This window comes from Gluconobacter sphaericus (genome assembly GCF_016757795.1).
Taxonomy (GTDB): Bacteria; Pseudomonadota; Alphaproteobacteria; order Acetobacterales; family Acetobacteraceae; genus Gluconobacter; species Gluconobacter sphaericus.
Map to the genome: position 1 here is coordinate 2,648,030 of NZ_CP068419.1, position 19,948 is coordinate 2,667,977.

The window sequence follows — 19,948 nt, forward strand, 5'->3', positions numbered from 1 at the left end:
GTTAGTGTCCGTGACCAATGACAAAAGTCATGCAGTTCTCAGAGGCAATCGCGAGAATAAACATTGCGAGAATCCGCCACGGCTTTCGGGAAGAGAAGACCCAAAGAATCAGGCACAGATAGAGGATGAAGCCCAGCATCGTTCCCATTGCTACGGCGTTCACACGCGGCACACCTGAAGCAAACAGCACAATGCAGAATGCCGCGAGAGTCGAAGAGGTGACAACATAGGCTCCGCCAGTTGCCAGAAGAACTCTTGCGACGACGCCTAATCCGGAGCGTCTCATCAGAAGTCAGCAGCGATCGAGAAACGAACTGTGCGCGGTGCACTCAGCGACAAAAAGCGGGCGCCGCTGGAATTCCAGTAGCGAGCGTTAGTCACATTATCCACGTTCAGGAAAAACGTTATCTTTCCTTTTTTTGTAGCTGGATTTTTCATGACATAGCGGGCTCCCAAGTCGAGCCTGACCCAACTGGGGATACTTCTCCTGTAGGATGTCGAATTTTCAATGTATTCTGACCCCGTATACATGATGTCAGATGTTATCGAGAGGTCTTTGATAAATGGTAGGTCGTAATCTAACCCCATGTTAAAATTAACAGGGGAGGTGTTCGGTGCTCGCTGACCGTTGTAAGTGCCTCCCTGCGTATTTGTGAGAGTAGGGTCTAGAAGCATCACACCACCCGTAGCGCGTAGACCATGCAAAACTTCACCAGCAATATTCAATTCGAGACCGCGATTACGCTGATTCCCGTTTACGGTAAGTATATTGGTTGCTGCGTTAGAGACGGTGTTGGGTTGGGATATCTGGAAAACATCGAATGTGGCTATGAACTTCCTGAAATCCGCTTTTACGCCGACTTCATATTGCGTCGATTTGTATGGAGCGAGGATTTCACCTGCATTGGCATAAGTTGTGCCAACCGTCGTTCCCTGTTGCAGTCCTTGGATCCAGTTTCCATAGATCGAGACATTCTTCAGCGGTTTGAACACGGCGAGCACAGCCGGACTTATGGCCGTTTTGTCATAAATTCCAGAAGCTGCTCCTGTTGTGGTGCTGTAGCTCGCGCTTTGTACGCGTTGAGCTCGCAGCCCGGCTGTAACTTGAATACGATTGTGCAACGTAGAAATCGTGTCGACAAACGCCAGACTGGACAGGGTCGATGTTCCAGTCTTCGGAGAACTATAGGGAACAGAGACACTGCGGCTCAGAGGATAATAATTTTTCCCGCTGTAAATATTCAAAGCATAAGCAGGAATATCAGTGTTCGAACCAAAAATCCGACCCATCGTAAGATCAAGACGATTAGCTGAGAACGCCAGATCGTGCTTGAGGGGACCGGTATCGACTTTTCCGCGAACGCCTAAATCGGCAGTCAGATAACGACCGTTCTGTACAATCCCAACCGGGCTGGAGCCAGACCCCGCTCCCTGGGCATTGCTAACAACCACATACTGAGAATATGCGCCCCTGTATTTGTAGTCATGAACACCAACACTGCCATAGGCAGTAAAATTACGGAAAAGATCTACTTCTCCTCGAAATACCCCGAAAATGTCTTCTCCATTGAAGTAACTCCAGGGCAGCTTGTAGTTTCTTTTAACCTTTGAGACATCGGGGACCGGCACGCCTGCAGCCAGCGAGTAGTATGGAAGAACCCCATCGATGTTACGAACCTGGTAGCCAAAGTCAGTCGATAGCCGGACATGGTGTAGTCGAAGATCAACGCCCGCTCCAACCAGCGCCGTTTTCATTCCGCTATAGGGGATTGCGGTCGAGCCTGAGCGGATCATGCCGTTTACACGAATACCGAGCTGCTTTTCCTTGCCATAACGCCGTCCGATATCAGCATGTCCCCCGAACTGCGAGTTGGAGGTATAATCCGCTTCGATCTTCGTAATCGGTGTATCATGGGCCCGCTTGGGCACGACGTTGACGACACCCCCGATTGCACCTCCAGGGGACATGCCGTTCAGCAAGGCCGCAGGACCGCGCAGCACTTCAACCCGTTCGGCAAGTTCCGAGGTGATGCCGCTGAATGGCATCATCCCGTACATTCCACCATAGGAAATATCCACATTATCCAGTGTAAAGCCACGGATCTGCAGGCGCTCTACGCCAGCCGTTCCTTCCGAGAATATTCCTCTGACCGAAGGATCGTCCTTCAGTGCATCGCGGATTGTCCGGATCTGTCTCTCCTCGATGAATGCCTCTGTATAGCTTGTCATATTGAACGGCGTGTCCATCACATCCCGGTTGCCAAGCAACCCGAGCTGTCCGCCACGCGCGATCTCTCCACCCGGCAACGTTGGTGGCAGATTGCCAATCATTGCTGTGGTGGGGACTACAATGCGGTAACGCCCTCCAACCCGTACAGGGCCAAGCATAATGGGAGAGGAAACTTGCAAGATGGAAATACGTTGGCCTGAACGTGAAAACGTATAACCACTTCCAGCCAGAATACGACTGAAAGCCTCATCTGGTGTCATGGTTCCAGACACGGCGTTCCCTCTTAGCCCGTCGACCTTGTTCATGTCGTAGAACACCCGCAGCCCGGCTTTTCGGCTAAGGGTGAGCAGAGATGCGTTAAGATCACCCGCAGGAATGTTGACCGAGATCATCGACTGGCTTGTGGCGCTTGGGTAGAGTTGCTCCTGCGCATGTACGGGCATTTCAGATACCAGCAGGCCTGTAACAGTCAGGGCCGTTCCCGACATCAACCAATAAAAATTTTTACACCGTCCTGCCCAACGATGCGCCTTATGAGCACTCATTCTCTTCCCATTTCCCAAGCCCATTTATGCAACTGCGAATGAATTGCATTTTTTTCACAAAGTTAGGACGATTGAGCCTATGGGAATCAGTAAGGTTTTTTTATTTTTTTGTTTTCTTGAATTATTTTGTTTATTTACAGATATTTATATACAGAATTCTTCTGAGAGCTTCCTGGTGACAGATCTGCACGCTTGGGCCTGAAGCAGGCATCAATAGATGACTGTTACCAATGTGCCCGCAGAAATTGTTTTTACGTGCAGTTCCTGACTGATCGTTGTCAGTGCGCCCCCAATATTCTCACAGGCGAAGACGCCGCTCACTCTTAGAGTGGCTAGACTTCGTTTCGCCAAAACGATCCGGCCATGGCGGTATCGATTCAGGCGCGCGATCACGTCTGAGAGTGGCACATTATCAAAGACAAGCTGCCCGGTCCGCCATGCGGTTAACGTTGCGGTAGACACCGCGTGTGGTTCATGCAGGCCCGATCGGTCGAAATGGACGCTCTGTCCTTTCGAAACGACAACTGACCGCAAAATACCCTCATGATTCTCTTTCGCGACACGGACAGTATGTTCAGTCACGATTGTATCCACGTCCGAACCGTCACGTGCGACCATGAATTGGGTGCCCAGTGCAGTCACTGTGCCACCAGCTGCATCAACCACAAAAGGCCGGTGTTCTGTCCCACTCACAGGAGCAACGGTAAAATAGGCCTGCCCTCCGACTACGATAACTCGTCGTTCGTTTGCCGTATAGCGCAAGCTGAGGGCAGCATGGGTATCCAGCTCGGCAAGACTGCCATCATTAAACTGAACAGTACGAATTTCTCCTGTCCTCGTTGTGTAATCGGCAAACCAGCGGGCGGGCTCAAGCCAGCTCACGCCGATCCCGAGCACGAGTACGAACATCCCTGTTGCCGCGACATGTTTTGCTGTTTTCCGATGCTGGGTTCCCTTCTTGCTACCTCCTACATCAAGATCCGACCACAGGCTGGATGCTCGGCAGAATGCTGCCGCATGAAGAGGCGATACGGATCGCCATATTTCGAAAGATTGTTGTTCTTCCAGCGTCAATTGGCCACCGCCGTGGCGAATGACCCACTCCGCAGCTTCCATATTGATTCTGTCCAGCTGGTCGTCCGTATTATCTGTCATGAGATCAGCAAAGAAAAACATAAAAATTAGCGGGGAAGGCGCGACAGAAGATGCCGAAGAGCTATTGCAAGATGCTTTTGTACAGTGCTTTCAGAGACGGCTAATTTCTTCGCTACCGTGCGATAATTCAGTCCATTTACGCGATTGAGCACGAATATACGTTGAGTTATTTGAGGCAATTCATCCAGAAGCGCTGCAATCTGGCGAATTTTTTGCCTCGCCGCCACTACGTCTTCCGCATGAGGCCTGTCGTCGATCGTGAAGGCTAGATCTTCGATAAGGGTATTGGATGTCTTACGTCGGCGGACAGACCTGACATGGTCGATTACCAGATTGCGAAGTGTACTATAGAGGAATGCCCGGCATGAATCGGCCGGAAGGGCGTCCCCATGCTCCATGAAGCGAATGAAGGTTTCCTGCACAAAATCGGCAGCAAGATCGCGGTCATTCAATTGCCGTCCAACATACTCAGCCAACTCTCGTCTATGGCCCAAAAACAGGCGGCTTATTCGTGTTCTGTCCACTTTCTGACGTGATCCAACTCCGTGTAAGGGTGAATCAATTATAGCAAATGAGAATAACTCGCAACAAATATATGATTTAACGAGACCTGAAATCACAAACCAGGTCATCAACGAACTCATCTCCGATCGCGCCACCTGCCGTGCACGGCGGCGCACTGACCTCTGGCGGCGATGTCACGTTAAATGGGGTGTTCTAGACTCAGGACCTATTGATTTGATTGTAGAAATCTGATTCAGGCCCTGCGAGGAGACTGGAAATTAGCGACCTGTTTTGGCTGACAGATGAACAGATGGATCGTCTGCGGCCCTTTTCCCAAAGAGCCACGGTAGACCCCGTGTTGATGACCGTCGCGTGTTGAGCGGGATCATTTTCGTGAACCGCAATGGGTTGCGCTGACGTGATGCGCCCCGGGAATACGGCCCCCACAAGACGCTGTATAACCGTTGGAAGCGTTGGGACGACATGGATATTTTCATGCGGATGATGGACGGCTTATCTGCTGCAAAGGCCGAGCCCAAGACCCTTATGATTGATGCGACGTATCTCAAGGCGCACCGCACGGCTTCGAGCCTGCGGCTAAAAAAAGGGCTCCAGGCCGCCTGATCGGTCGCACCAAAGGCGGTATGAATACCAAGCTGGAGGGATCGAAGAACCGTCAATTGATGTGCGTGGTCCGTGATTTCTGGCTTTTGGCGATTTGATTGACGGTTTCTGCGATGGCATCCGGTCTGCGTTTTGAGCAGATTGGGGGCTGTTACCCGCTTGATAGCTACGCTGCGGTGCTGATCCGCTGCAGAAAGAGGAAGCGGCGCATGTTGTAGACGATATTGGCCAGCCCGATCCTCATGGTGGCCCGGGTGATACCGACAGTTCGGACGAACAGTCCCGTCTGCGATTTCTGATCGGCCAAGACATGCTCGACGCGGGATCAGATCACGGACTTTCCTGCATTGAACCGCTGGATATGGAGTGGCATGGGTTTGAGATGCGGCTTTTTGCGATGAACCTTTGAGACAAAGCCCTGCTTTTCCATGAAGTCTTCATTGGCTTTGGAGCCGCGACCAGCGTGGCATCCAGGATCTGGCCGGACATCGGCAGATAACCGGCGTCCCGCAGGGTCGCATCAAAGCGCTCAAACAGTCTTTCAATGGCCTCCGCCTGTGTCAGGCGTTCACGGAACAACCAGACTGTTTTGGCATCAGGAACCCGATCTGAAAGTCCCAGACCAAGGAAACACATGAACGACAGGCGGTCGTTGATGAGATACTCTGTCCGCTCATCAGACAAATTGTTGAGCGTCTGGATCACCAGGATCTTGAACATCAGCACCGGATCAAACGGCGGTCGCCCGCCTTTGCTTCCGTCAGAATACGCCAGAGCCTTCTCCAGCTCAGGGCGGAAGGCCTCAAAATCCACAGTCCGGGAAAACGCTTCGAGCTGATCACCAAGCCCGCTCTACCGGGCAAGCCGCTCTTCAACGTCAAAGAAACCAGACTGCTTCATAGCGCCATTCCCTCAGTCAGAACCAGACGAATGGAATCACAGAGAACAAGTTAGCGCCAAGAGGGTTTTCGAACCCTCCACCTGTGATATGAGCGCCACCCTCAAGAACGGACGAAAAGACTAATCCTCTCGCTCTGCAGAATCAGAAGTTAGCCAATAACGTTACCTTAAAGCTGCGACCCGGCTGAGTGTAGTACGCTTTCGGGACTGTAATGTTGTCGGGGATATCCAAAGCGCTATAATATTTTTTGTCAAATATATTATACATACCCACCTGAAGTCGCATATTGTGATAGAACCTTGGGGAGTACCAGCCCGTAAAGTCGAATATTGCATAACCGGGTGTCTTGTTAACGTTTGATGACATGTCCTGAACCTTGTTACGGGCTGCGGCAAAGGTTGTAGAAAGGTTCGTTCCCCAACGATCTGTGACGTAACCAAAACCGACGATCCCGCGGAACGGAGCAACGGAGTTGAGGTGGACATGTTCCTGCCTGTCCTGTCCATCTGAATAGGCGAGGGAAGTCCAGACTTGCCAGTGATCGGCGAAAGTCCAGTTTGCACGGGCTTCGACACCGTAAATACGAACACTCTGGCGATTGATGTATTTGTAGACGCCATAGGGGAAGTTTCCAAGTATACCAGCTTCTTCTTCTGTTCCTGTCACGCTATCGATGAAGTTGTGGTAATAATTATCGTAAAAAGAAATGCTCGCACCCTTTTTGGAATTTCCATAACGTGCGCCGATTTCCCAGCCTCTGCTGGTTTCGGGCTTCAGGTTCTGGTTTCCAATGGACGCATATGTTCCGGTTCCACCATATGTAAGATACATTTCATTGGCCGAAGGGGCACGGAATGCCTCGGCATATTGCGCATAGACTGTGAAATCCTTCAGAAGACGCGCCTCGACGAGGATCTTCGGGGAATAATGTGATCCACTTGCTCCACGCGGTGTGCCGCTGTAGATCGCATTGGCAACATAGCTCGGGGTATATTTCGGGCTGCGTTTATACCAGTCGAACCGGAAGCCCGGCGTGATATGCAGCCATTCGTGCTCACCATAGCCGATGCGATCCTGAACGATGGCACCAAGATCTGTTCCGTGTACATCAGGCATGTCGGACTGATTGTTATGCAGGAAATAGCAGGTATAAGTCGTAGCCGTGCAGTTGTCCTTGCCTGCGGCGTATTCGCTTGAATCAGTCAGATAGGCTTCGCCTCCCAGCGTAATCGCGTGATGTAGGGGACCGGTGAAGACGTTGGATGTGATGGAGCCAACAGCACCATAGGACTGGGTGGAGAGGATATCATTACGGTCATACTCACCGATCGGAGCTGTCAGACGATTGGCGGCCGTATCGTTGATCGTGTCTACGTTCTGCCAGTAGGCGGTCAGATGCGCCTCGCTAATGAAGGCTACGGGATTAGCGGCCTTGTAGTCGTATCCTGCGGAGACCCGGGAACGTTTTGTCTCTTCCAGCGTGTGATAGCGGCTGTAGGTACTATTAATGCTGGAAAGGGTGTTTTCATTATAGTTGCGGTCGAAAACCTCCCCGGTCAACGTCACGCGATGACCGCCTGCAAAGTAATGATGGATTTTTCCAAGGAAATTGCCTTGCGTATAGGATGCAGGATCCTTTTTGGAACGTGTCGTCCCTGTTCCGCCGATATCACCGTGGTTGCCCGTTTCGCTGCCATTCTGATAGCCGCCCTGGACGAGAATCATGGTGTTGCCGTAACGCGCGGCCAGAGCCTGGTTGAGGTAGGCACTTTCGCTTGAGCCGTCATAAGTGGCTTTCGACAATCCGCCGAATGTCCGGTTTTCTTTCAGAATGTCTTCGGGGTTCAGGGTACGCAGAGCAAGAACACCGCCTAGGGCGCCCGTCCCAAAGAAGCTGGAATTAGCGTTCTTGATGACATCGATACCGCCGAGGGCGTTGAAATCATAGGCCGAAACGCCGCCATCCAGGCCACGGGCACCGTTATCGGTCCAGGTCGTTCGGATACCATCGATGGTGGTGAGAATGCGGTTCTGGTCGAGGCCGCGCATATTGATGCTGAAATTGTTGGAATTGAAATTGACGGCCGCATCTACGCGTCGACTGTAGTCCGAAATATTGTCGATCATGCGGGTTTGAAGGGTTTTAAGTGTCGTCGTCTGGGTGAAGACGCGTGCCTTTCCGACATTACTGTAGTCGGCATCGGGATCGATTTTCATGGACTCAAGGAGATCTCCCTTTCCGGTCTGCCCATGTACGCGGACAGGGGCCAGAGCGATGGGAGCGTTCTGCAGGGCAGACGACGTTCGGGACGTGACAGCCACAGGTTTCTTTTCTTGTGTGTCGGGGAGCACAGTCTGGGGTGTCATATCCTGTGCATATAAACGTCCGAGGCCTCCAGAGCCTATCAGGACAAGAGCAGAGGTGAGGAGAAGCTGACGTCGGCAGGAAATTTTGCGCTGGCGAGAAGGCATGTGAGTACGTCCTTGTTGAGAATCTGTCGCAACAAAATGCGAAAGCAAAACTCCTGTCAATAAGATGCGATTGATTCTTATTTTCATTTATGGCAGCACTGTCATATCGGATGGGACCATTCCTCTGTATCCGCCGAAAAATTGTGGAATTCCGGACGCGAAGAGAGCCAGATGTTCGTTGTTGTGAACCGTTTCAAAGTGCGGCTGGACCGTGAAGCCGACTTCCGGCGCCGCTGGTTAGATCGGGAGGTGCTTCTCAACACTGTCCCGGGCTTCCTCATGATCCAGTTCCTGAAAGGCGAGGCTGATTTCGACCATGTAGCTTACGCATCACATGCGTCCTGGACGTCGCGCGAGGCCTTCGAGGTATGGCGTGGATCGGACCTGTTCCAGACCGCGCATAAGGACGCTGGCAAGGGCGAACCCCTGACGATAGGGCGACGGGAGTGCAGTGCCTATGAGGTGCTCCGGACGGTCGAAGGGATGGAGCAGGCCGCGTGATGAAGCAGGATTCTGCTCTTTCCCGTCGATGGCTGGGGCTGTCCCTGATCGCCATGAGCGTGACAGCAGGTCTCCTGCCCAAAACAGGAGAGGCAGCCTCTGTGCGGACGATAACGGACTGCCGCGGTCGTCGTGTTGTGATCCCGGCGGCACAGCGCATTGCCTGCATCGGCGGTACTATTACGGAAACGCTTTATGCGTTTGGGCGCTCGCGGAACATCATTGGCGTTGATCTGACGTCTACATGGCCAGAGCAGGCACAGCGGGAAAAGAAAAATCTGGGCTATATGCGGGCGATTTCCGCTGAAGGTGTTCTGTCTCTCAGGCCGGATCTGATCCTGGCCATGAATGATTCCGGCCCTGCCGCTGCGATGGATCAGCTTGCAGCTTCGGGTGTTCCGGTTGTGTTCGTGGATGCAACGCATTCGCCGGAAGCGATTGAGGGACGCACCCGTTTTCTGGCCGAAATCGTTGGAGCAGAAGCTGCAGGGGAGCATCTTTGCACCACGATTTCGGACCAGTTCCAAAAGCTGGCCTTATGGCGTGACGCCCATCCACAGAGGCGGCGCGTACTGTTCGTGATGCGCATGACAAACAACCGCCCCATGGCCGCAGGGGCGGGAACGGCTGCAGATGCTGTAATCGGTCTTGCCGGTGCGATCAATGCCGGAGCAGCCATGCAGGGCTATAAGATCGTAGATCAGGAAAACCTTGTCGCACTCTGCCCGGATGTAATCCTGACGATGCAACAGAGTGGGGATGCGATCCGGGATGAGCTTCTGGCTGATCCGGGGTTCCAGTTAACGCCTGCAGGTAAGAAGCGGGCGATCATTGCCATGGAGGGGGAGCGTCTACTTGGATTTGGGCCCCGCACGCCACAGGCTGCGCTTGATCTGGCGCGCCTGATTGAAACGGCGGGTCATCCCGTATGATATCATCCCGGCGTCAGGCCCTGATCTTTTTGGTCGCTCTCATGCCATTGCTGCTGCTGGCCATAATCACGGCCCTGAATATCGGAGCCACCGGCGTGCATCTGTCGGCTCTGTGGCATGGAGTGACGGATCCTGACATCCGGGCAGACCGGATCGTGCTGCTTCGCATCCGCGGGCCACGGGTGGTGATGTCGGGCCTGACCGGGGCAGCGCTGGCAGTTGCCGGAGCGATCATGCAGGGGCTTTTCCGTAATCCCCTGGCCGATCCGGGGCTGATTGGCGTGTCATCCGGGGCGGCACTGGCGACGGCCTGCATGATCGTGCTGGGGGAGGCATGGCTTACTTCAGGTTCATGGGGTGTCTGGGCCATTCCTGCTGCGGGGATGTGTGGCAGCTTTGCCGCGGCCTATCTGCTGTATCTGTTTGCGACGCGCGGTGGCGTGACCTCCGTAAGTACCATCCTTCTGGCGGGCGTGGCGCTCGGGGCATTCTCCGGTGCGTTGACGGGCATTCTCATTTTCCGGGCCAACGATACTGCCCTGCGTGACCTGACATTCTGGACCATGGGCAGCTTCGCCGGCGTGACATGGTCCCGCATCGGGCTGTTATGTCCGTTCCTGTGCGTTGCGGCTGCGGTGACGACACGCCTGGCCACGCCGCTCAATGCCCTGCTACTGGGCGAGAGCGATGCCCGCCTGATCGGGTATCCGGTCGAGCGGATCAAGCGTCTGGCCATGGTGGCAGTGGCCTGCGCTGTCGGTCCAACCGTATCCTTCGTGGGAGCGATCGGGTTCGTGGGCGTCATCGTGCCACATCTTGTCAGGCTGGTGACGGGCCCGGATCATCGCCTCGTTTTGCCTGGAAGTGCGCTTTTAGGGGCAAGCCTCATGATCGTGGCCGATACGCTGGCGCGCGTGATTGCCACCCCTTCAGACGTTCCTGTGGGGATCGTGACAGCGGTTCTGGGAACGCCGGTCTTCGTCTGGCTTCTGTCTGGCTCCCACAGACGCGAGGTGGTCTCATGAGCCTTTCTCTTCAGGATGTCGTCTGGCACGCGGGTGGTAAAACGATCCTGCACGGGACGTCGCTTCGCTTTGAAGCGGGGCAGGTTACGGCCATTGTCGGGCCTAACGGGGCGGGAAAAAGCACGCTGCTCCGGATTGCCAGCGGATTACTGTCGCCGACCAGTGGAACGGTGACGTTGCAGGGTACGGAGTTGAACCACCTTGCTCCGGAACGCCTCGCTGCGATGCGGTCCATGCTGACACAGGAGACAGTTCTGCGGGCACGTTTCACATTGCGGGATCTCGTTGTGATGGGGGCGCGTGTCTCGGCGCCACGTCTGACCGGTCAGGAGCGCACAGTGTTGGCGGAAGACCTTCTCGGTCGTATCGGGCTGAAGCACTTTGCGGATCGCGATGTCATGGATCTTTCCGGTGGCGAGCGCCAGCGCGCCCATCTGGCCCGGGTCCTAATGCAGCTTGAGGCCGCGGTGTCGAACAAGGGGGGTGCACCGGGATTTCTGCTGCTTGACGAGCCAATTTCTGCGCAAGATCCGGCCCGTCAGCATCTGGTCCTTGATCTTGCCCGCGCGCATGCCGGGAAGGGAGGCGGGGTCGTGCTGGTCCTGCATGACCTCAACTGGGCCGTGGCCTGTGCCGACAGGATCGTAGTCGTGCAGCAGGGCACCATTCATGCGCAGGGACCACCACAGGACGTTTTGACAGACACTCTGGCCCGGACGGTGTTCGGGCTGGAAGAGGGGCGCGTCCAAATCCATGAACGAACGGGCAAGCCCTACATCTTGCCGCACGATATTATTTTCAACTGATGAAAGAGAAGACAGATGCACCAGTATATTGCGATGAACCGTTTCCGGGTGTCACAGGAGAACGCGGAATCCTTTGAAAAACGCTGGCTGGAGCGGGAAATCCTCCTGAAGACGGTGCCCGGGTTCGTCAGTTTCCAGTTCCTGAAAGGCCCGACGCAGGATGGTCTGACGCTTTATGCATCACACACAGTCTGGGACTCCCATGATGCCTTCGTAGGATGGACCCAGTCCGAACAGTTTCGGCAGGCACATACAGGCGCTGGGCAGGGACGAACGCTGATGGTGGGATCCCCTGTTTTTGAAGGCTTTATGGTCCTTCAGAACGTCCCGGCCTGAAAGGCCGCATTCCCACTTAGATTCTTCAAAAAAATGAACGCGGAATATCCGCCAATGTTCTATGACGCATCATTCTGATGTCTTGATGCAGACGAAACATAGGGCAGGATCATTTTGCGGGATCTCTTTTGAAGAAGCATGAACGGGGTCATCGCACTATGAAGCGGACGGCCGATCTGCCGGACCGTCCGCCGCCGGTTGTGGGGTTTACAGACCGTTATCTGGGCGGTTTCGTCGACGAGTATCACACGCATGACCGCTCCCAGCTCTCGCTATTCCTGGGCGGAACAGTGACCATCAGTACGCTGGGACGCAGTTTCATACTTGGGCCAGGGCAGGGGATGTGGATCCCTGCCAACACGCTTCATCAGGCAATCTGCCGGACCGACCTGATATTTCAGGTCATTTACGTTGATCCGAAACTGCCGGAGGCCGAAGACCTTCCGTGCAAAATGTTCGATGCCTCATCCCTTATGCGGGGGCTCGTGGATGAGATTATCGCGATGCGATACGAGTTCTCCATGGATGAGCGCATGACGTCCATTGCGCAGCTTCTTGTCGGTGAAATCAGGCGTGCGCCTCCGATTGCGGATCGCTTGCTGTTTCCTTCCGATCCACGCCTGCTTCGCGTGTGTGAAGCGATTGCCGCCCAGCCCGGAGACTGCCACGACATCGACCACTGGGCGCGGGAAGCAGGCATGGCTCGGCGGACCTTTACCCGACTTTTCCAGCAGGAAATGGGCATGGGGTTTGCCGCCTGGCGCCGACGTGTCCGGGTGGTTGAGGCAGCTTCCCGCATTGCCGCAGGGCAGTCGATTTCTGAAGTCGCATTCGAGCTCGGTTACGAGAACGCCAGCAGCTTCAGCACGATGTTCCATCGGACCTTTGGCGTCTCACCCCGCATGGTGCGCTCAGGTACGCTGACACCATCGCTGTAACCGGCAGTTTTTTCTCAGCCTCAATCCCCCATCCAGACGACAACACGGCGACTTCCGTTCTCGGCGATCAGGCAGACTTTGTTCGCGTTCGGGCCAATGCTCGTCGCGTCGGTTGATGAGCCCTGCGAATGTGCTTAGGAGCGCAACTAAGAGTCATTCTCAATAAAAAGGCGGACCGCCGACCCTCTGGGTGCAGAAGCCGGTAACGACACATGGGTGGGGTATGCAGCGTAACAGGATCATCTACACGGCGCTTTTATCGATCGTTCTGAGCGATACAGCGTTTTCTGCCGATCAGGACAGAAAAGCTGACACGGACCGGAACGCTAGAAAAACAGCAATTGGTCACGTCGCACACAAATCCGTGGAAACACATGCAAAAGACGCCGAACGGATCAGAGTTCGCGGGCATCTGGCTTCGACCGTTGCGTCCTCCGCAACCAAGTCGAACACGCCTCTGATCGAGACGGCCCAGTCGGTAACGGTAATTACCCGTGACGAAATGGATGCTCGCGGTGTGCTGACCCTCAATCAGGCTGTTCGGTATGCCGCGGGCGTAACTGCAGACACACGCGGCGGAGAAGGGACGCGCTACGATCTTTTCGATCTGCGTGGCTTCACAGTTCCGACTTTTCTGGATGGTCTGAAATTTCAGGACAGTCCAACAGGTTTCGCAGTGGCACAGACTGACACGTTCCGCCTGGATCGCGTCGAGCTTCTGAAGGGGCCGGCATCCGCGCTTTACGGCCAGTCCAGCCCTGGTGGCCTTACGGCCATGTCCAGCAAGCTGCCAACAGACCAGCGGTTCTATGGTGGCGTAAATGCGACGGGCGGTATGTTCGATCTCTATCGTGTCGATGCGGATGTAGGGGGCTTTGCGACGGATGATGGAATGGTTCGTTATCGTGTATACGGCACCATCAATGGGCAGCACACGCAGTTGAGTAGAACCGGAAGTCGGCGTTTCAGCATTAGTCCGTCCTTCACGTTCGGCGGGGACGGTCCGACAACCCTGACACTGCTCGGGAACTACCAGTATGATCCGGAGAACGGTTCCTATGGTGGGGTCCCGCTCATCGGCTCTCTCAAGCGTGCGTCCTACGGCTATCTGCCACGCAATTTTTATGATGGCGATGTCTCCGCGGAAAAATTCAACCGCAAGCAGGGAGCTATTACCTATATCCTGAACCACCGCTTCAACGACGACTGGAGCTTCAGCACGCGTGGCCGTTATGACGACATCCGAACGGTGTACCGGAGTGTCTATGACAACGGGTATTACGACAGCGATGACGGCACCAGCGGCCAGATGCTCTCGCGTTCCGCCTATGGCACGCAGGAACATACCTATAATCTGGCATTTGACAGCCAATTCAAGGGAAAGGTCCGCACGGGGCCGCTGCGTCACGCGCTGATGTTTGGTTTTGATTACATGCAGCAGAAGGCGGACGATACGGAAGCCTATGGCGATGCGCCGGATCTGGATGTGCTGCATCCCGACTATCACATGGCCATTCCCGACCTGACACCCTATCTGCGTTACGTCACAAAATCCCATCAGATCGGCGCTTATGGACAGGACGAGATCCGCTGGAAGCGACTGTTTCTGACAGGCAGCATCCGCAATGACTGGTATCGTTCTAATCAGACCGAATATTTCGAGCAGTCCAATGACCGGCAAACGGCAAGTCAGGTGACCTGGCGCGCTTCAGGACTGTATCATTTCGATTTCGGTCTCTCACCCTATATCAGCTACTCAACATCCTTTCAGCCGCAATCGGGCACGGTCTCCAATGATGGTGGTGCAACGCTGCGACAGGCCCATCCGTCCATTGGTAAGCAGCTTGAAGGCGGTCTGAAATACCAGATCCCAGGGACGTCAGTCCTTTTTACAGCAGCGGGTTTTCATATCGAGCAGAGCAACGTCCTCGTTTCCGTTGCCAATACGGGATACAGCCTGCAAAGCGGCCTGGTTCATTCGGATGGCTTCGAGTTTGAGGCACATGCCCAGCCGTTCCACAATTTGATGGTCACGGCAGCGGTCAGCTTCCAGAAGGTCAAGGATGACTCCACCGGTAAGCCGCTGATCCAGTCCGGCAAGGGAAATGCGTCCCTGTTCGCCTTTTACACAATGCCGTCCGGGCTATTCAAAGGGTTCGGTTTTGGCGGCGGTATGCGGTATTCCAATAAGACCTATGGTGGCGAAGCGACCTATGGCAGCGTCTGGCTCCCGCAATATGCCCTGTTTGATGCCTCAATCGCTTATGACCTGAACAACATGTCTCATTCCCTGCATGGCTGGAAGGTTTCTGCCAGTGTCAGGAACCTGTTTGACAGGAACTATATTGCAAACTGCTTCGCCTATGGTGCAGACGGGCAGTACTGTTACTACGGAGAGCGCCGGAACGCTCAGGCCAGCATAGGATACAGCTGGTAATCTTCATGACTTCCTGAAGGAATGCGGGAACAGGCCCTGCGGTTCATGTGTGAGCCGCACGGTCATATCACTGTCTGATCACGAAGCACTGTTTCATTCATGAATGAAATTCATACTCAAATGAAATAAAATCATTTTTATTCAACAAACCTCTCAGGCATAAGATTTTGCATCGCTCTGAAACGCAAACTGAAGAAACATTCCTGAATAAAAAAGGGAATAATTGGGGATCTTCAGTAATTTAGGCAGTATCTATCATGTCGGTTGAATTTACATTCAATATCAAAAAAATCCCATTCAATGAAGATTACACACCCTCAGACAGCACGCGCCTGACGACCAATTTTGCCAATCTTGCACGTGGGGAACACCGGCAGGGAAACCTGCAGAACGTTCTGCGCATGATTGATAACCGTTTCAATTCTCTGGCACATTGGGACAACCCCAACGGAGACCGTTATTCCGTGGGGGTTGATATCATTTCTGCTGAAATGACTATCAAATCCGAGGGAGAAAATGAGAGCTTTCCTCTGATAGAGGTACTGAACACCTCTATCTTTGACAGAAAAGACGACAAACGCATCCCGGGAATTGTCGGGAATAATTTTTCATCCTACGTCCGCGACTATGATTTTAGTGTCCTGCTGTTAAATCACAATAAAGATCTGTCAGAATTCAGAACGCCTGAGCGTTTCGGTGATCTACATGGTAACCTGTTCAAGCACTTTATTAATTCAGAGTGCTACAAGGCTCATTTCAAAAAGATGCCCGTAATTTGCCTGAGCGTTTCAAGCAACAGGACTTATTACAGAACCAGAAATCATCATCCGGTGCTGGGCGTCGAATACGAGCAGCGGGAATTTTCGCTGACAGACCAGTACTTCGGGAAAATGGGTATGAAGGTCAGGTATTTCATGCCTGAGAATGCGTCCGCGCCTCTGGCCTTCTATTTCTTCGGCGATCTGCTCTCCGATTATTCCAATATGGAACTCATCAGCACCATCAGCACGATGGAATCTTTTCAGAAGATCTACCGTCCTGAAATCTACAATTCGAATTCTCCGGCGGCCGACTGCTATCAGCCGAGCCTGAAGCATCAGGATCATTCGGTAACCCGGATTATCTACGACCGCGAGGAGCGCAGCCAGCTGGCGATCGCGCAGGGCAAGTTTACGGAAGAGAGCTTTATCAAGCCGTATCAGGACGTTCTTGAGCAGTGGTCTGCCCAGTACGCCGTTTGAACACCCCAGAATACAAGGTTATCTGTCATGAAAACATTGCTTCCCACCTCAACGGCCGGCAGCCTGCCCAAACCATCCTGGCTGGCAAAGCCTGAAACACTATGGTCCCCTTGGAAATTACAGGGCGAGGAACTGATCGAAGGCAAACAGGATGCGTTGCGTCTGACGCTGGACGGCCAGGATCGTGCCGGTATTGATATCGTCAGCGATGGCGAACAGACACGTCAGCACTTCGTCACGACATTCATTGAACATCTTAGCGGCGTTGACTTCGAGAACCGTCAGACGGTTAAGATCCGCAATCGTTACGATGCGAGTGTGCCGTCAGTCGTGGGTGCCGTGACCCGTGAAAAGCCCGTCTTTGTTGAAGATGCGAAGTATCTGCGGGCACTGACGAAAAAACCGATTAAATGGGCGCTCCCGGGCCCCATGACGATGATTGATACGCTCTACGATGGTCATTACAAAAGCCGTGAAAAGCTGGCCTGGGAATTCGCAAAGATCCTCAATCAGGAAGCCAGGGAACTGGAGGCTGCCGGCGTCGATATCATCCAGTTTGATGAGCCGGCCTTTAACGTCTTTTTTGATGAGGTCAATGACTGGGGTATTGCCACTTTGGAGAAAGCCGTTGAAGGGCTGAAATGCGAAACGGCGGTCCATATCTGTTACGGGTACGGCATTAAAGCCAATATCGACTGGAAAAATGCGCTGGGAGCAGAATGGCGACAGTATGAGGAAATCTTTCCGAAGCTGCAGAAATCCAGCATCGATCTGATCTCATTGGAATGCCAGAATTCCCGTGTTCCAATGGATCTCATTGAGCTTGTGCGCGGCAAAAAGGTGATGGTGGGTGCCATTGATGTGGCGACCAATACCATTGAAACGCCAGAAGACGTCGCCAGCACGCTCCGCAAGGCCCTGCAGTTCGTGGATGCTGACAAGCTGTATCCTTCTACCAACTGCGGCATGGCGCCTCTGTCGCGTCGTATCGCACGCGGAAAGCTGAATGCTCTGGGTGCAGGTGCAGAAATCGTGCGCAAAGAACTTTCAGCGTGATCCTAGCGCTTCCCTGGTTCAGCGGAACCAGGGAAGCGTACAGCATGGACATCCAGGTTCATCTTCCCCATCAAAGTCAGTGATCTCTGGGGCTGAGCATGTCAGGGACGACATTTCCTGTTCATTCCCGGCTTCGTCTGTCGAGGGCAGGGCACTGGTAGAAGACCCTCCAGCCTGCGTTTCATTAAACATTGTTACCCCCTCTGTGATTTTCGATTTTTCTTCTTCATGAAGCTATCTAACTGCCTGGGCGCACCCCCAAAATATGCGCAATCGCGCAGGTCAGATCAGGACGGTTCAGCGTAGAGAAATGGAATTCGTTGATTCCATGGGACTGTAGAGCGCGAACCTGTTCTGCCGCTATGACACAGGCCACGATACGACAGAGTTCCGGGTTCTTCGCCGTTCCTTCAAATAGGTGCGTAACCCAGGTCGGTACCGTAACCCCGCACAGTGCCGAGAAACGTACAATCTGGTTATAGTTTGACACTGGCATAATACCGGGAACGATCGGAGCAGTGATACCGGCCGCCAGACAGCGATCCAGAAAACGTAGATAGGTTGAAGCCTCAAAGAAATACTGGGTAATGGCCCGACTGGCGCCTGCATCGATCTTGCGCTTGAGATTGTCTAAATCGGCTTGTGGGCTCAGAGCCGTAGGATGTGTTTCAGGGTAGGCGGCAACCGAGATTTCAAAGTCAGCAATGCGACGCAGGCCAGCAACAAGATCGCTGGCATAGGCATAACCACCAGGATGCTGTGTATAGTCGGTTCCCGCGGGCGCATCGCCACGCAGAGCCACGAGATGCCTAACACCGGCCTGCCAGTAGGTGCGGGCAATATCATCGATTTCTTCGCGGGTTGCGCCAATACACGTCAGATGGGCAGCAGGGGCGAGCGTTGTCTCCTGTTTTAGGCGCAGGGCTGTCTCCTGTGTTCGCGCCTGCATCGTGCCACCCGCCCCGTAGGTCACCGAAACAAAGCGAGGAGAGAGAGGCTCTAGACGGCGGACGCACTGCCACAAACGCTGCTCCATCGCGTTTGTCCTTGAGGGAACGACTTCGAAAGAGAGAACCGGAACAGGCATGCCAGAATGACAGAATAACGGATGCTCCGCCAGTTTCCCGGAAAAAAGGTGTTTCAAATTCGCATTCATAATCAACTGCATCAGATCGGTGAGGGGGGATGACCGACGTTCAGATGATTTCAACTAGAGCTTTATAATAATGAATATAAATGATATGTTTTCATGAATATATTAATTTAATGCATACAGGCGATGAGATATGAGCGTTCTGCAACGGAATCATCTGATGATTATTCAGGAAGTTGCTCGGGAAGGCTCACTAACAGCGGCCAGCTTGAGATTGAATCTGACCCAACCCGCTCTCAGCCATGCCGTTCGCAAGATCGAGATGCAACTCGGCGTGAAGATCTGGCGGCGCGAAGGCCGGTCTCTGATCCTGACGCAGGCTGGCCAGTGGTTGTTATCTCTTGCGAACCGGCTGTTACCGCAGTTTTCTCTGGCTGAAGAGCGGTTGGAGCAGTTTGCGAATGGTGAGCGTGGTACTTTGAGGATCGGGATGGAATGTCATCCCTGCTATCAGTGGCTTCTCAACGTCGTCTCGCCCTATCTCGAGCTCTGGCCGAAAGTGGATGTCGATGTCCGGCAGAAATTTCAGTTCGGCGGTATCGGGGCGATCCTGAGCAACGAGATTGATATTCTCGTAACGCCTGACCCGCTTCACAAGCCAGGCCTGAACTTCACGCCAGTCTTTGATTATGAACTGGTTCTGGTCGTGGGAAGTGGTCATAGATTGTATGGCATCGATTGCGTCACGCCTGAGCAGCTTGCCGATGAAACTCTCATCACCTATCCCGTGCCCTCGGAACGGCTAGACATCTATACCCAGTTTCTTCAACCAGCCGGTATTGCACCTCGTCAACAAAAACAGATCGAGACGACGGATATCATGTTAGTCATGGTGGCACATGGACGGGGAGTTGCGGCACTTCCCCGATGGCTGGTGGATGAATATGCCTCACGCTTTGACCTGCATTCTGTCAGATTGGGCGAAAATGGAATTGCCAAGCAGATCTTTCTAGGGCGTCGTGAAACTGATGCTGATGTTCAGTATCTCACAAATTTCATAGAATTTGCTGCTGATCATAAATATTAGTAAATATTTTTACTGAAAAATGGATACAATATTTTTAAAATGACATATATGATTAACCCTTTTGA

17 protein-coding genes and 2 pseudogenes are annotated in these 19,948 nt (G+C 53.5%); 11 read left to right on the forward strand and 8 right to left on the reverse strand.

What is annotated here, in order from left to right; all coding sequences use genetic code 11:
• Position 1 precedes the first annotated feature (1 nt).
• From IGS75_RS12480 to IGS75_RS12495, 4 genes are all read right to left on the reverse strand, one after another.
• Positions 2-286 (reverse strand): hypothetical protein, encoded by a 285-nt coding sequence (locus IGS75_RS12480; RefSeq protein ID WP_202257027.1) that lies wholly within the window; start codon positions 284-286, stop codon positions 2-4.
• A complete protein-coding gene (locus tag IGS75_RS12485) occupies positions 286-2,775 on the reverse strand; it encodes a TonB-dependent receptor (protein WP_237468816.1) in 2,490 nt (829 codons plus the stop codon). Before IGS75_RS12485 ends, IGS75_RS12480 begins: the two co-directional genes overlap by 1 nt.
• 210 nt (positions 2,776-2,985) lie before the next feature.
• Positions 2,986-3,951, reverse strand: a complete 966-nt coding sequence (locus IGS75_RS12490) for a FecR family protein (RefSeq protein ID WP_202257029.1) — start codon at positions 3,949-3,951, stop codon at positions 2,986-2,988.
• Positions 3,952-3,956: 5 nt separating this feature from the next.
• Positions 3,957-4,574 carry an RNA polymerase sigma factor gene (locus tag IGS75_RS12495; protein ID WP_337249227.1) on the reverse strand — a complete coding sequence of 206 codons (618 nt, stop codon included), beginning with the start codon at positions 4,572-4,574 and terminating at the stop codon, positions 3,957-3,959.
• Positions 4,575-4,711: 137 nt separating this feature from the next.
• On the opposite strand from IGS75_RS12495, the pseudogene IGS75_RS12500 reads away from it, so the two are divergent.
• A pseudogene (locus IGS75_RS12500) lies at positions 4,712-5,093 on the forward strand (IS5 family transposase); the annotation flags it as partial.
• A 131-nt stretch (positions 5,094-5,224) separates the two neighbouring features.
• On the opposite strand, the gene IGS75_RS15930 reads toward IGS75_RS12500, so the two are convergent.
• The 3 genes and pseudogenes from IGS75_RS15930 to IGS75_RS12510 all read right to left on the reverse strand — a co-directional run bounded on the left by IGS75_RS15930 (position 5,225) and on the right by IGS75_RS12510 (position 8,176).
• On the reverse strand, positions 5,225-5,365 hold the full coding sequence (locus tag IGS75_RS15930) for a hypothetical protein (protein WP_456306158.1): 141 nt from the start codon (positions 5,363-5,365) through the stop codon (positions 5,225-5,227).
• Positions 5,366-5,490: 125 nt separating this feature from the next.
• Positions 5,491-5,958, reverse strand: a pseudogene (locus tag IGS75_RS15935) (transposase); the annotation flags it as partial.
• Positions 5,959-6,100: 142 nt separating this feature from the next.
• Positions 6,101-8,176: a TonB-dependent hemoglobin/transferrin/lactoferrin family receptor gene (locus tag IGS75_RS12510; RefSeq protein ID WP_237468820.1), complete on the reverse strand. Its 2,076-nt coding sequence runs from the start codon at positions 8,174-8,176 to the stop codon at positions 6,101-6,103.
• A 426-nt stretch (positions 8,177-8,602) separates the two neighbouring features.
• Between IGS75_RS12510 and IGS75_RS12515 the strand changes: the two genes are divergently transcribed.
• The 9 genes from IGS75_RS12515 (at position 8,603) to IGS75_RS12555 (ending at position 17,703) form a co-directional block, all read left to right on the forward strand.
• Positions 8,603-8,932: an antibiotic biosynthesis monooxygenase family protein gene (locus IGS75_RS12515; RefSeq protein ID WP_141354272.1), complete on the forward strand. Its 330-nt coding sequence runs from the start codon at positions 8,603-8,605 to the stop codon at positions 8,930-8,932.
• Complete coding sequence (locus tag IGS75_RS12520) at positions 8,932-9,864, forward strand: heme/hemin ABC transporter substrate-binding protein (protein ID WP_237468823.1); 933 nt, start codon at positions 8,932-8,934, stop codon at positions 9,862-9,864. Before IGS75_RS12515 ends, IGS75_RS12520 begins: the two co-directional genes overlap by 1 nt.
• On the forward strand, positions 9,861-10,889 hold the full coding sequence (locus IGS75_RS12525) for a FecCD family ABC transporter permease (RefSeq protein ID WP_202257032.1): 1,029 nt from the start codon (positions 9,861-9,863) through the stop codon (positions 10,887-10,889). Before IGS75_RS12520 ends, IGS75_RS12525 begins: the two co-directional genes overlap by 4 nt.
• Entirely contained in the window at positions 10,886-11,695 is an 810-nt protein-coding gene (locus IGS75_RS12530; protein WP_202257033.1) for an ATP-binding cassette domain-containing protein, read from the forward strand. The genes IGS75_RS12525 and IGS75_RS12530 overlap by 4 nt, the downstream gene beginning before the upstream one ends.
• A gap of 15 nt (positions 11,696-11,710) precedes the next feature.
• Entirely contained in the window at positions 11,711-12,031 is a 321-nt protein-coding gene (locus IGS75_RS12535; RefSeq protein ID WP_141354266.1) for an antibiotic biosynthesis monooxygenase family protein, read from the forward strand.
• A gap of 158 nt (positions 12,032-12,189) precedes the next feature.
• Entirely contained in the window at positions 12,190-12,969 is a 780-nt protein-coding gene (locus tag IGS75_RS12540) for an AraC family transcriptional regulator (RefSeq protein WP_141354264.1), read from the forward strand.
• A gap of 223 nt (positions 12,970-13,192) precedes the next feature.
• Positions 13,193-15,406: a TonB-dependent siderophore receptor gene (locus IGS75_RS12545; protein ID WP_202257035.1), complete on the forward strand. Its 2,214-nt coding sequence runs from the start codon at positions 13,193-13,195 to the stop codon at positions 15,404-15,406.
• Between the two features lie 257 nt (positions 15,407-15,663).
• A complete protein-coding gene (locus tag IGS75_RS12550; RefSeq protein ID WP_141354261.1) occupies positions 15,664-16,647 on the forward strand; it encodes a DUF1852 domain-containing protein in 984 nt (327 codons plus the stop codon).
• Positions 16,648-16,674: 27 nt separating this feature from the next.
• Positions 16,675-17,703 carry a methionine synthase gene (locus IGS75_RS12555; protein WP_202257037.1) on the forward strand — a complete coding sequence of 343 codons (1,029 nt, stop codon included), beginning with the start codon at positions 16,675-16,677 and terminating at the stop codon, positions 17,701-17,703.
• 238 nt (positions 17,704-17,941) lie between these two features.
• Here the strand turns inward: IGS75_RS12555 and metF are convergent, their stop codons facing one another.
• Complete coding sequence (gene metF / locus IGS75_RS12560) at positions 17,942-18,790, reverse strand: methylenetetrahydrofolate reductase [NAD(P)H] (RefSeq protein WP_237469089.1); 849 nt, start codon at positions 18,788-18,790, stop codon at positions 17,942-17,944.
• A 199-nt stretch (positions 18,791-18,989) separates the two neighbouring features.
• On the opposite strand from metF, the gene IGS75_RS12565 reads away from it, so the two are divergent.
• A complete protein-coding gene (locus IGS75_RS12565) occupies positions 18,990-19,883 on the forward strand; it encodes a LysR family transcriptional regulator (protein ID WP_141354255.1) in 894 nt (297 codons plus the stop codon).
• Positions 19,884-19,948 lie beyond the last annotated feature (65 nt).